At 58.0% G+C, this 12,238-nt stretch carries 10 protein-coding genes; 7 read left to right on the forward strand and 3 right to left on the reverse strand.

Annotated features, from left to right (window positions below; all coding sequences use genetic code 11):
* The first annotated feature begins 26 nt into the window (after nt 1-26).
* The 5 genes from htpG (at nt 27) to arsB (ending at nt 5,602) form a co-directional block, all read left to right on the forward strand.
* A complete protein-coding gene (htpG, locus tag EDC23_RS07170) occupies nt 27-1,919 on the forward strand; it encodes a molecular chaperone HtpG (RefSeq protein ID WP_134082741.1) in 1,893 nt (630 codons plus the stop codon).
* Nucleotides 1,920-2,686: 767 nt separating this feature from the next.
* Complete coding sequence (locus EDC23_RS07175; protein ID WP_134082744.1) at nt 2,687-3,040, forward strand: metalloregulator ArsR/SmtB family transcription factor; 354 nt, start codon at nt 2,687-2,689, stop codon at nt 3,038-3,040.
* 65 nt (nt 3,041-3,105) lie between these two features.
* A complete protein-coding gene (gene arsC, locus EDC23_RS07180; protein WP_134082747.1) occupies nt 3,106-3,528 on the forward strand; it encodes an arsenate reductase (thioredoxin) in 423 nt (140 codons plus the stop codon).
* Nucleotides 3,525-4,472 (forward strand): MBL fold metallo-hydrolase, encoded by a 948-nt coding sequence (locus EDC23_RS07185; protein ID WP_134082750.1) that lies wholly within the window; start codon nt 3,525-3,527, stop codon nt 4,470-4,472. The genes arsC and EDC23_RS07185 overlap by 4 nt, the downstream gene beginning before the upstream one ends.
* Before the next feature lie 44 nt (nt 4,473-4,516).
* On the forward strand, nt 4,517-5,602 hold the full coding sequence (gene arsB / locus EDC23_RS07190) for an ACR3 family arsenite efflux transporter (RefSeq protein WP_134083284.1): 1,086 nt from the start codon (nt 4,517-4,519) through the stop codon (nt 5,600-5,602).
* A 442-nt stretch (nt 5,603-6,044) separates the two neighbouring features.
* On the opposite strand, the gene EDC23_RS07195 is transcribed toward arsB, so the two are convergent.
* Nucleotides 6,045-6,287: a hypothetical protein gene (locus EDC23_RS07195; protein ID WP_134082753.1), complete on the reverse strand. Its 243-nt coding sequence runs from the start codon at nt 6,285-6,287 to the stop codon at nt 6,045-6,047.
* Nucleotides 6,288-6,541: 254 nt separating this feature from the next.
* Here EDC23_RS07195 and EDC23_RS07200 point away from each other — a divergent pair, with 254 nt between their 5' ends.
* Together EDC23_RS07200 and EDC23_RS07205 are read left to right on the forward strand one after the other, a co-directional pair.
* On the forward strand, nt 6,542-7,756 hold the full coding sequence (locus EDC23_RS07200; protein WP_134082756.1) for an argininosuccinate synthase: 1,215 nt from the start codon (nt 6,542-6,544) through the stop codon (nt 7,754-7,756).
* Nucleotides 7,757-7,990: 234 nt separating this feature from the next.
* A complete protein-coding gene (locus EDC23_RS07205) occupies nt 7,991-10,357 on the forward strand; it encodes a bifunctional diguanylate cyclase/phosphodiesterase (RefSeq protein WP_134082759.1) in 2,367 nt (788 codons plus the stop codon).
* A 22-nt stretch (nt 10,358-10,379) separates the two neighbouring features.
* Here the strand turns inward: EDC23_RS07205 and kdsB are convergent, their stop codons facing one another.
* Together kdsB and EDC23_RS07215 are read right to left on the reverse strand one after the other, a co-directional pair.
* Complete coding sequence (kdsB, locus tag EDC23_RS07210; protein ID WP_134082762.1) at nt 10,380-11,144, reverse strand: 3-deoxy-manno-octulosonate cytidylyltransferase; 765 nt, start codon at nt 11,142-11,144, stop codon at nt 10,380-10,382.
* On the reverse strand, nt 11,141-12,229 hold the full coding sequence (locus EDC23_RS07215; RefSeq protein WP_134083288.1) for a glycosyltransferase family 9 protein: 1,089 nt from the start codon (nt 12,227-12,229) through the stop codon (nt 11,141-11,143). Before EDC23_RS07215 ends, kdsB begins: the two co-directional genes overlap by 4 nt.
* Between the last annotated feature and the right edge of the window lie 9 nt (nt 12,230-12,238).

Below are 12,238 nucleotides of genomic sequence, written 5' to 3' on the forward strand. Positions count from 1 at the left end.
CTTATATATAAAAAGGTGAGAAGAAAATGACTGTCGACGCCCACAAGGAGACACTCAGTTTCCAGACCGAGGTCAAGCAGCTGCTGCAGCTGATGATCCATTCGCTCTATTCCAACAAGGAGATCTTCCTGCGCGAGCTGATCTCCAACGGTTCCGATGCCTGCGACAAGCTGCGCTTCGAGGCCCTTTCCGACGATGCCCTCTACGAGGGGGAGACCGATCTCAAGCTGCGGGTCGACTTTGATCCCGAGGCGCGCACCGTCACCGTCACCGACAACGGAATCGGCATGAACCGCCAGGAAGTGATGGAGAACATCGGTACCATCGCCAGCTCCGGCACGCGCAAGTTTCTCGAAGCCCTCTCCGAGGACCAGTCGCAAACCGCCCAGTTGATCGGCCAGTTCGGGGTCGGTTTCTACTCCTCGTTTATCGTCGCCGACAAGGTGACCGTGGAGACCCGCCGCGCCGGCCTGGGGGCCGAGCACGGCGTGCGCTGGGAATCGGCCGGCGAGGGCGAGTACACCCTGGAGACGGTCGAACGGCCGGAGCGGGGCACCTGTGTCACCCTGCATCTGCGCGAGGACGCCGAGGAGTTTCTGGATGACTTCCGGCTGCGCAATATCATCAAGAAGTACTCCGATCACATCTCCCTGCCGATCCTGATGATCAAGCGGGACGAGGAGGGCAAGCCCACCGACGAGCTGGAGACCGTCAACAAGGCCTCCGCGCTGTGGACCCGCCCGCGCGATGCGATCAGCGACGAGGAGTACACCGAGTTCTATAAACACGTCGCCCACGACTTCGAGGAACCGCTGAGCTGGTTGCACAACAAGGTGGAAGGCACCCAGTCTTATACCACGCTGTTCTACATACCGAAGCGCGCGCCGTTCGATCTCTACGACCGCGACAAGCGCTACGGCATCAAGCTCTATGTCAAGCGGGTGTTCATTATGGACGACGCTGAGCAGCTGATGCCCAACTATCTGCGTTTCGTGCGCGGGGTGGTCGACTCGGACGATTTGCCGCTTAACGTCTCGCGCGAGATCCTGCAGCGCAATCGCCAGATCGACACCATTCGCAACGGCTCGGTGAAGAAGATCCTGGGGCACCTGGAAAAACTGGCCAAAGACGAGCCGGAGAAATACAGCGAGTTCTGGCAGGCGTTCGGCAATGTGCTCAAGGAAGGTCCGGCCGAAGACTTCGGCAACAAGGAGAAGATCGCCAAACTGTTCCGCTTCGCCTCCACCCATAACGACAGCGATGTGCAGAACGTCTCCCTGGACGAGTACATCGAACGCATGCAGGAGAAGCAGGAGAAGATCTACTACATCACCGCCGAAAGCTACGCCGCGGCGAAAAACAGTCCCCACCTGGAGCTGTTCCGCAAGAAGGGCATCGAGGTGCTGCTGATGTACGACCGCGTCGACGAGTGGATGATGTCCTTCATGGACGAATACAACGGCAAACCGTTCGTCTCCGTCGCCAAGGGCGCGCTGGATCTCGGCGATCTGGAAGACAAGGAAGAGAAAGAGAAAGCCGAGCAGGCCGAGAAGGATTACCAGTCACTGCTGGAGCGGATGCAAAAAGTGCTGGAAGGCAAGGTCAAGGAGGTCAAGGTCTCCCACCGTTTGACCGACTCCCCCTCCTGCCTGGTGGTTTCGGAAAACGACATGGCCATGAGTATGCAAAAACTGCTCAAGCAGGCCGGGCACAACGTGCCCAACATCGAGCCGGTACTGGAGATCAACCCCGACCACGGCCTGGTCAAGCGCCTGCAGGATGTGGACGACGACAGCCAGTTCAACGACTGGGCCCTGATCCTCTTCGAACAGGCCATGCTCAGCGAAGGCGGCCAGCTCGAAGACCCCGTCGCCTACGTCAGCCGCGTCAACCGCATGCTGCAGGAACTCAGCGGCTAAAACTGATCGATCACGGCCAACCCCCACTTGTTCCCTCCCCTGTAAGGGGAGGGGTAGGGAGGGGTGATCTCAATTGGCACCAGCAAACCATTTCTCGTCACTCGTACCTGGGCCCTCGTCCCTGCCCGCGGGGCATCAGGCAATGATGTTCGATATCACGATGGCCAATACCATAAAACCGAACAACACCAGCACCGTCTTACCCACATTTAATGCGATCCCCTTGTCACCTTCTTGCATGACGCATCCTCCAGTCTTTCTTTTACCAGTTCTGGCAAATTTAGCGCGCCTTAACAAAACGGAATTTGATCGAGATCAGATCAAATAAAAATAAGAAAATCATTTAATACTAATTATTTTACTGAACTTTCCGGAGTTAACGGACACATTAACTTTGACGCTCTGCGTCTCTGCGGTAAATTTTATTTTCAGAAGCAATACACCCCGGCATCTTTCAATAGCGCAGCGTTGCTTTTCGTGTGAAGGATCAGGCTAATCAGAAAAGGGGTCGTAGCCTTGTATGCAGATGGTTTAAACCAAGGGAACAGCTGCTTGCAGGATATCGCCTCTGCTTTGTCTGGACCGCCGCGTTTTCCGGTCGGACGGTAAAGCCTGCGGACACAACTCTGCCGGATCGAATCCGCTGAACGCCGCACCCCCCCGACAGGGGGGCAGTTTATTCCCGGAAGATTCTACGGCGCCTCGGGAATTGCTACAGATTGTTATATCGGCTTGACCAGATATATGGATAATCATATATTTGAGGTATGACGGTTGAAGCCGATAGCCTGTTCAGTGCCCTGGCGCACCCTTTGCGTTTGCGCGCCTTGCTGCTCCTGCAGCAGGAGGGGGAGTTGTGCGTGTGTGAGCTGACCCATGTGCTGGCGGTCTCGCAACCGATGATTTCGCGCCACCTGGCCCAGTTGCGCCAGGCCGGGCTGGTCAGTGACCGCCGCCAGGGTTTATGGGTCTATTACCGGCTGCACGCGGCACTGCCCGACTGGGCACAACAGGTGCTGGCAATGACCGCCGAGGGGGTAGCGGGCGAGTCGCCCTATGCCGATGACCGCGCGGCCCTGGTCGCCATGCCCAACCGCCCGGAAGCCAGCTGCTGCGCCTGAAGGCGATCCACCAGTGAACCCCACCCGGGCGCCCCGCGCATAAGACGATCCAAGAGGCCACCGAAATGAATCTACTGTTCCTCTGTACAGGCAATGCGTGCCGTTCACAGATGGCCGAGGGCTGGGCGAAGCAGCTGGCCCCCGGCGACTGGCGGATCGAATCCGCCGGCATCGAGGCGCATGGCAAAAACCCGCGCGCCATCGCCGTGATGGCCGAGGCGGGTGTGGATATCTCGCAACAGGAATCGACCCGGCTGACGCCCGAGATGCTGGAACGCGCCGATTACCTGGTGACTGTCTGCGGCCACGCCGACGAACAGTGTCCGGCGCTGCCGGCCGGCACACGCAAGGCCCACTGGCCGCTGGCGGATCCGGCCCGGGCGAGCGGCAGCGAAGAGGCAGTAATGAATGTGTTTCGTGAAACCCGCGAGACTATCCGGCATCAGGTCCACGATCTGGTGCAGCGACTCCAGGAGCAAAATCAATGATAAAGACAGGACTGGCAATCGGACTCATGGTGATCAGCGCCCTGGCCTCGGCCATGAGTCTGACGCCGCAACAGGTGGACGAAGGCGTCTACGCCCTGATCGGTCCGACCACGGGGCGCACGCCGGAGAATCTGGCGCTCAACGCCAACTTCGGTTTCATCGTCACCGGCGAGGGTGTGGCGGTGATCGACAGCGGGGCGTCCAACCGCGGCGCTAAAGTCATCGAAAAGGCGGTGCGTTCGGTGACCGAAGAGCCGATCCGCTGGGTGATCAATACCGGTTCGCAGGATCATCGCTGGCTGGGTAACGGCTATTTTGCCGACCGCGGGGCGACGATCATTGCCCTGCAACGCACGGTCGATACCCAGCGCAATCTCGCGGAACAGCATCAGGCGATGCTGGAGCGTGTTCTTGATAGCCCGATGGCCGATACCCGGCCGGAATACGCGGCTGAACCGCTGACCGGTAACAGCGCCGAATTCGAGCTGGGCGGGACGGCCATTGAACTGCACTGGTTTGGCGATGCGCATTTTCCCGGTGATGTCACGGTCTGGTTGCCCGGGCAGCAGATCCTGTTCAGCGGGGATCTGATCTATGTCGATCGGATGCTGAGTATCCGCCCGGAAAGCCGGGTCGCCAGCTGGCATCAGGCCTTTAATACGGCAATGGCCAGGTTTGCGCCCAAAGCGATCGTGCCGGGACACGGCAATGTCTGTGATGTCGCCAGGGCGAAACGCGATACCGGGGAGTATCTCGCCTGGCTGGTGGATAACATCCGGCCGGCAGCGGAGAACTGGGAAGGCCTCGACGCCACGCTGGCACAGTACGGTGAGGTGTCGCGCTGGCAGTATTTGAAAAACTACGATCAGTTACACCGCGGCAACGTACACCGCAGTTACGTCCAGTTTGAAAACAACCAGACCGGGGAACTGCCGGACCCATGAGCGCACAGTGCGAAACCACCGCGAGAAAGTCCTCCGGTGCCGAAATGGGTTTTTTCGAACGCTATCTGACCGCCTGGGTCTTTTTGTGCATTCTCGTCGGCATTGGTCTGGGGCACTTTTTTACCGGCACGTTTCAGGCTATCGGTGCGCTGGAGATCGCCCGGGTCAACCTGCCGGTGGCGGTGCTGGTGTGGCTGATGATCATTCCCATGTTGCTCAAGGTCGATCTGCGTGCGCTAAAGGGAGTGACACAACATTGGCGTGGCGTGGGGGTGACGCTGTTCGTCAACTGGGCGGTTAAACCGTTTTCCATGGCGCTGCTGGCCTGGTTGTTCATCGGCGTACTATTCCGTGACTGGCTGCCGCCGGATCAGATCGACTCCTACATTGCCGGACTCATTATTCTGGCAGCGGCACCTTGCACTGCCATGGTGTTTATCTGGAGTCACCTCACGGAGGGTGAGCCCCATTTCACCTTGTCACAGGTGGCGCTGAACGATGTCATTATGATTTTTGCGTTTGCGCCAATCGTCGGTCTGTTGCTGGGCCTCTCCGCCATTACGGTGCCCTGGGAGACCTTGCTGCTGTCGGTGCTGGTTTATATCGTGGTGCCGCTGGTGATCGCCAATCTGTGGCGTCACTGGCTGCTTAATCATGAACACGGTTATCTGCGTCTGCAACGGGCACTCAAGTTGATGCATCCGGTGTCATTAATCGCGTTGCTGGTCACCCTGGTGCTGTTGTTCGGTTTTCAGGGCGAGCAGATTATCCGGCAACCGCTGATCATCGCGCTGCTGGCGGTGCCGATCCTGATCCAGGTGTTCTTTAATTCGGGACTTGCCTATCTGCTCAACCGGGCGGTGCGCTCGCCCCATTGTGTGGCCGGGCCCTCGGCGCTCATCGGCGCCAGTAACTTCTTTGAGCTGGCCGTGGCCACCGCCATTGCCCTGTTCGGCTTTCAGTCGGGTGCGGCGCTGGCCACCGTGGTGGGGGTGCTCATTGAAGTACCGGTCATGCTGATTGCCGTGGGCGTGGTCAATCGCAGCCGCCGCTGGTATGAAGCCCGTGACGGGGTGGTCGCGCACGACCAGTGCTGTCCGACGGTACCGAATACGCACTCAGGACTGTGAATTATCGGGTTGTGTTTTCCGGTGTCTGGCGCCGGTGCGCTGCGCCACGGGGGGTGATGGGGCTCAGTCGCCAAGCTGTGCACGTCGATAAGCCGACCGATCGTGGAGATACCCGGCTCCACAGGTTGCCCGGTCGGCGGCATCGACCCCGATCAGGGCCGGGTTCCCCGCCCCACCAGCATGGGCTTCGCTGTAGATTGCAGTCACCGAAAACAGAAGCGTGATGATCAAGACCAGTCGTCCCATTTTCTCTATCTCAGGTTATGGTTATTAAGTCACCCTGTATAGCACGACTTTTCCTGCGGGTTAAGGGGAAACTGCGCGATTTGTGATGCGGCTGGCAAATTGGTGCGCTTCGGGGCGTCGTTTTGCGACTTATCCGCGACTATTGGCGCATAACCACTTTCAGGCAATATCGGATCAAAATAGAAGATTCTCTCGGTCAATCGATGCCGTTTTCGGGATCTTTCAGGCTGACCAGTCCCTTGATACGGGCGCGGGCGATGACATGCAGGACAATGGCGCAGCCGCCGAAAAAAATGACCGAGGCGATGAGCGAGGCCTGAATCGGGTCGCTGGTTTGAACGGGTTCGTACAGGACGGCGGCCACGAGGCAACCGACCGCGGCCAGATAGCTGGCGATGGCAAACAGCAAGGCGAATTTTTGACCAATATTTTGTTGCATGGGAAGCGGATCCGGTAAAGTTGTCGATGGCTGGACGATACTGCAGGTGATCGCTCCCCGGCCGATTGAGCCCGGCGCGCCCCGTTCAGACGGGCCGTACGGCGGACATTGCCCAATATAGCATGCGACAGGCCCGCCGCCCGGTTTTTCTGGCGCAAAAGAGGCCGTGATCAGCGCCGCGACCCGGCCACTTTCCGTTATAATGCGCGGCGATTTTCACCGAATGTGGCGCATTTGCGACGGAGCCGATTTTCATGAGCGATATCAAGAAGGTAGTGCTGGCCTATTCCGGCGGTCTGGATACATCCATCATTCTCAAATGGCTGGAGCAGAGCTATGGCTGCGAGGTGGTGACCTTCACCGCCGACATCGGCCAGGGTGAAGAGGTCGAGCCGGCCCGGGCCAAGGCCGAGGCCATGGGCGTCAAGGAGATCTATATCGAGGATCTGCGCGAGGAGTATGCCCGCGATTATGTGTTCCCGATGTTTCGCGCCAACACCATTTATGAGGGGGAGTACCTGCTGGGCACCTCCATCGCCCGGCCCCTGATCGCCAAACGGCTGGTGGAGATCGCCAACGAGACCGGGGCGGATGCCATCTCCCACGGCGCCACCGGCAAGGGCAACGACCAGGTTCGTTTCGAGCTGGGCGCCTATGCGCTCAAACCGGACGTGAAGGTGATCGCCCCCTGGCGCGAGTGGGACCTCAACTCCCGCGAGAAGCTGATGAGCTATGCCAAAGAGCATGACATCCCGGTCGATTTCGCCAAGGCCGGCAAGAAGTCGCCCTATTCAATGGACGCCAACCTGCTGCATATCTCCTACGAGGGCGGCATTCTGGAAGATCCCTGGGCCGAGCCGGAGGACGACATGTGGCGCTGGAGCGTGGCGCCCGAAGCCGCGCCAGATACGCCGACCGTGCTGGAGCTGCGCTATGAACGCGGCGATATCGTCGCCATCGACGGCGAGACCATGAGCCCGGCCCGGGTCATGAGCACTCTCAACGAGGTGGCCGGCGCCAACGGCATCGGCCGCGACGATCTGGTCGAAAACCGCTACGTGGGCATGAAATCCCGCGGCTGCTACGAGACGCCGGCCGGCACGGTAATGCTCAAGGCTCATCGCGCGCTTGAATCGCTGACTCTGGATCGCGAAGTGGCCCATCTCAAGGACGAGCTGATGCCTAAATACGCCTCGCTGATTTACAACGGCTACTGGTGGTCACCGGAGCGCGAGATGCTGCAGACCATGATCGACGCCTCGCAGGAGCATGTGAACGGGCTGGTGCGGCTCAAACTCTACAAGGGCAATGTCATCGTCACCGGACGCCAGTCCGACAGCGACTCGCTGTTCGACGAGAAAATTGCCACCTTCGAGGAGGACGCCGGCGCCTACGATCAGAAGGATGCCGAAGGTTTCATCAAGCTCAACGCGCTGCGTCTGCGTATCGCTGCAAAGCGCCGCCGTTGAGGCTGCGGGTCCAGGCGAATCGCCTCCGGGCATCCTGTCCGGAGGCGTAAATCCTTATAAAATCAAAGTATTGGAATAATCTGGCTCACATCCCGTCTTATGAGTTGGAGTGCGGTGATGTGCCCGGATTGAGTAAAGTTCCGGCGTCGCAGGCCGACAAATGCTTGTAGCCGCGGAATCCGGGAGGATTTCTTCATCTAATGCCAGGGAACGGGAGCAGACAGATGTTTATTTATGCCATTGGTCCCCGAGGCTCCGATTATCGATACCCTATCCCACGGCTGGAAAACCGCACTCGACTTTCTGGATGAGCCCATCTGTCTGCTGGATCTGGAGGATAGGGTGGTCCAGGCGAACAAAACCTTCTTCGCACGTCTGGGACATCGGCCTGACGAAGTCATTGGCAAGCCGATCAGCCTGTTCTTCCATCCGGAGGGCGAGGAAGTTCCCTGCCCGGTCTGTCGGGCGCGCTATGAGCGGCGCGATGCGGTCGTAACCCTGGAAGCGGATGATCCGCGCAACCATGCCGAACGTTCCATCCAGGTGCGTATCGGGGTGGTGCGCGATGCCGAAGGTAAGCCGACCGGCATTGTGCAGCATATTCAGGATCTGACCCTGATCCGCGAGGCGGAGAGTAAATATCTTGATACCCAGCGGCGTTTTCGCAACCTGTTCGAAGCCTCGCCGGATCCGCAAATCATCGTTAACAGCGAGGGCATCATCGAACAGGCCAATGCCCAGTGTTTCGGTGTGCTCGGCTACAAAAATACGGAGTTGATCGGCGAGTCAGTGGAGGTATTGTTGCCGGAGCAGCTTCGCCAGCGCCATGTGAACTTTCGTCAGATGTTCAACAGCGCACCGCGGGCCCGGCCCATGGGGCATAGTGAACTGAGTTGTCTGCGCAAGGACGGCCGTGTGATTCCCGTGGAAGTCAGCCTGACCCCGATCACCATCGAGCAGGCCGTCTCCGTGTGCGCCGTAATTCGTGACATCAGCGAGCACAAGGAAGCGGAGCGGGAATTACTGCGGCTGGCCAGTTTTCCCGAACTCAGCCCGATGCCGATTATCGAGATTACCCGGCAAGGCGAGATCACCTACACCAACCCGGCAGCAAAGGTTACTTTTGGCGAACTTGAAATGCAGGGGACCGCACATCCGGCACTGTCTGACTTGCAGGCCATGGTCGACAGGGTGGTAAACAGTGATCGACCGGTGTTACGCAGTATCGAGGTGGACGGTATGGTCTATGAACAGCAGTTTTCCTACGTCAGGGAAAATGATGTTGTACAGATCTATTCCTGGGATATTACCGATATCCGGGATATGGCCGACGAGATGGAATATTTCGCGACTCATGACGGGTTGACCGGTCTGGTCAATCGCGGCGAATTTGATCGCAAAATCAACCAGCTGCTCGAACAGAGTGTGCGCGAAAATCAGACGCACGGCTTGTGTTATATCGATCTTGATCAGTTCAAGATAGTGAACGACAAATGTGGTCACAGTGCCGGCGATGAACTCTTGCGCCAACTGGGCCGGTTGTTACAGGAAAAGATACGGGATACCGATACGCTGGCCCGCCTGGGCGGCGATGAATTCGGTTTACTGTTGCCGGGCTGCGGGGTCGAGAAAGCCAGAGAGATCGCTGAAGCAGTTCGCAAAGTCATCGCCGAATACCGCTTTTCCTGGGAGAGTCACACCTTTACTGTCGGCGCCAGTATCGGCCTGGTGCCGATTAATCGACACAGTGGCGGCGTCAAGGATGTTATGCAGGCTGCTGATACGGCCTGCTATGTTGCCAAGGATACCGGACGGGATCGGGTTCATGTGTACCATCAGGATGACTATGAGCTGGACCGCCATATCAAGAATATCGAATGGGCGCATCGCCTGCAGCAGGCATTGAGTCAAGGTCGGTTTTGTCTGCGCAAACAACTGATACGACCGATCCGGGCGGGAAAGCGCGACCGCTACGAGCTGTTGGTCAGTATGAGAGGAGAAGACGGCAAGCTTTACGCCCCGGGCGCATTTATACCGGCTGCGGAACGTTTCAATCTTATAAAAAGCATTGATAAATGGGTCATCAACGAGGCATTCAGTCTGATTCAGTCCGGTCATATCGACAGCAATGAGATATCGATCAACCTTTCCGGTGAGGCGCTGGGTGATACAGATATGGTTGCTTATGTGATCAACAAGCTGGAAGAATATCAAATTGATCCGAAGGGGCTGATTTTTGAAATCACTGAAACGGCAATGATCACTAATCTGGCCAATGCGCAGAAGTTTATGTCAATAATGACAGATGTCGGTTGCCATTTTGCACTGGACGACTTCGGTAGTGGGGTAAGTTCGTTTGCCTATCTGCAGAATCTGCATGTAGATTATCTGAAAATCGACGGCAGCCTGGTGCGTAACAGCGTCACCAACAAGATCAACGAATCAATGGTCAAGGCGATTGTCGACATTGGCCATGCCATGGGGATCGCGACGGTGGCGGAGTTCGTGGAGGATGAAATGATCTATGAGAAAATGCTGGAGTTGGGTATTGATTATGTACAGGGATACCATATTGGTTATCCCGAGGTGGTTGAGAAGTAGCTTCTGAGATTGTAAGTTGGCTCTATTGTTGTGCCAGAAGAATTTTCTCCACCCGCTTCAGCTCTTCCTCGGTGTTGACCCCGGGCCCGGGGACCTGCGCGGCCCTGACGACCTTGATCTTCCGGCCATGATACAACACCCGTAACTGCTCCAGTGACTCGATGCGCTCCAGGGCGCAACTGCCCCACTCGATATACTGTTTGATGAAGCCTGCGCGATAGGCGTACAGACCAATATGCCGCTGGAAGTCACTGAAATCATCCAGCGTCGGTGCCGGTGACTGAAACGCTTCGCGATCCCAGGGGATCGGTGCCCGACTGAAATAGAGTGCGTTATCCTGGTGGTCGCACACCAGCTTGATTACATTCCAGTCAAACAGCTCTTCAACACTCTCGGCCGGTGTGCTGAGGGTGGCCATCTCCGCCTCGCTGTCCCGTGCCAGGGCATGGCCGACCTGGTTGAGACAGGCCCCCGGCATCAGCGGCTCATCGCCCTGCATGTTGACGATGATCGTCCCGTCCGGGAGAGCAAATTTTTCGATCACTTCATGAACGCGTTCGGTACCGGAATTGTGCTGCTCCGAGGTCATACAACATTCCACCGCAAAGTCGGTGCATGCTTCCATGATGCGCGGATCATCGGTGGCGACAATGATGCGTTCGGCATCACTTTGCAGGGCGTTGTCGATGACATGGGCGATCATCGGTTTACCGGCGATCTCGCGCAGGGGTTTGCCCGGCAGGCGGCCGGAAGCGTAGCGGGCGGGTATGACAATATGAAAGCTCATGCGTTGTGATCTTTATCTGAAACAGTGCTCTGGTGTGAATGAAGCAGGCGGTCCAGTGTCGATTCTACTTCTTCGACCGTGATTCGGTCCATGGTGCCGGGATCGCGCACCCGGATGCCCCAGGGTAATGCCGACACTGGTTTGTGGAATTTCTCCTGCACGGCGTCGGGATAGTGGTTGATGGTCCATTGCCGGCTCAAATAGGGGCCGGTCCGGTCGGGGTTGGCGCAGGCATACAGACCAATCACCGGGGTGTCGACAGTCGTGGCCAGGTGGGCCGGACCCGAATCGGGTGAAACGAGGACAACAGCCTTTTCCAGAATCGCCAGCAACTGTTTTAACGAGGTTTTGCCGATCAGGTTGGTGATATTGGCGTTGGGGGCCTTCTCTTCGATGGCCGAGGCCAGCTGCTGCTCGGTGGCACTGTTGCCGCCGGTGAGATAGACCCGCAAACCGTGTTCTGTCGCGGCATACTCGGCCAGTTGCGCATAGCCTGCAACATGCCAGTTGCGATAGGCGCTGCTGGCGCCGGGACTGATGACCAGATAGGGTCGTGCGGGATCGGCCAGCTGTTCGGCTGTTTGTCGATCCGCTGCCGGGATCGGGATATCCCAGCGCAGCAGCTTTTCCTCGATCCCCAGGGCCTGGCTGAAACCGAACAGCCCGTCCATGACATGCTGATGCGGTCTGGCCTCGATCCGGTGATTGGTAAAAAGCCATTGCAGATCCCGGGCCCGGGCGCGATCGAATCCCAGCCTGATCGGAGCGTTGACCAGGCGGCTCAACAGACTGGCACGCAGGGCAACCTGCATGTGCAGCAGCGCATCGAAGCGGCGGCCGTGAAGCTGGCGGTGCACATCGCGGTAGGCGGCGAAGCCGCGAGACTTGTCAAAAACGATAAATTCAATATCGGGGATACCCTGCAGCAGGGCGTATTCGGTCTTGCCGATGATCCAGGTCAGTCGGGTTTGCGGCCAGGCCTGCTGAAGGGTGCGCACCACCGGCAGGGTGTGGCAGATATCGCCGATGGCGGAGAGGCGTAAAATACACAGACTGGCCGGAGGCGTGGTAAAGGGCAGGGACATACGGGTATT

Source organism: Thiohalophilus thiocyanatoxydans (assembly GCF_004366735.1).
Classification (GTDB): Bacteria; Pseudomonadota; Gammaproteobacteria; order UBA6429; family Thiohalophilaceae; genus Thiohalophilus; species Thiohalophilus thiocyanatoxydans.

Coding starts and splice junctions, on each gene's coding strand:
- htpG (WP_134082741.1), top strand. CDS start 27: ATGACTGTCGACGCCCACAAGGAGACACTCAGTTTCCAGACCGAGGTC.
- EDC23_RS07175 (WP_134082744.1), top strand. CDS start 2,687: ATGACGGTTGAAGCCGATAGCCTGTTCAGTGCCCTGGCGCACCCTTTG.
- arsC (WP_134082747.1), top strand. CDS start 3,106: ATGAATCTACTGTTCCTCTGTACAGGCAATGCGTGCCGTTCACAGATG.
- EDC23_RS07185 (WP_134082750.1), top strand. CDS start 3,525: ATGATAAAGACAGGACTGGCAATCGGACTCATGGTGATCAGCGCCCTG.
- arsB (WP_134083284.1), top strand. CDS start 4,517: ATGGGTTTTTTCGAACGCTATCTGACCGCCTGGGTCTTTTTGTGCATT.
- EDC23_RS07195 (WP_134082753.1), bottom strand. CDS start 6,287: ATGCAACAAAATATTGGTCAAAAATTCGCCTTGCTGTTTGCCATCGCC.
- EDC23_RS07200 (WP_134082756.1), top strand. CDS start 6,542: ATGAGCGATATCAAGAAGGTAGTGCTGGCCTATTCCGGCGGTCTGGAT.
- EDC23_RS07205 (WP_134082759.1), top strand. CDS start 7,991: ATGCCATTGGTCCCCGAGGCTCCGATTATCGATACCCTATCCCACGGC.
- kdsB (WP_134082762.1), bottom strand. CDS start 11,144: ATGAGCTTTCATATTGTCATACCCGCCCGCTACGCTTCCGGCCGCCTG.
- EDC23_RS07215 (WP_134083288.1), bottom strand. CDS start 12,229: ATGTCCCTGCCCTTTACCACGCCTCCGGCCAGTCTGTGTATTTTACGC.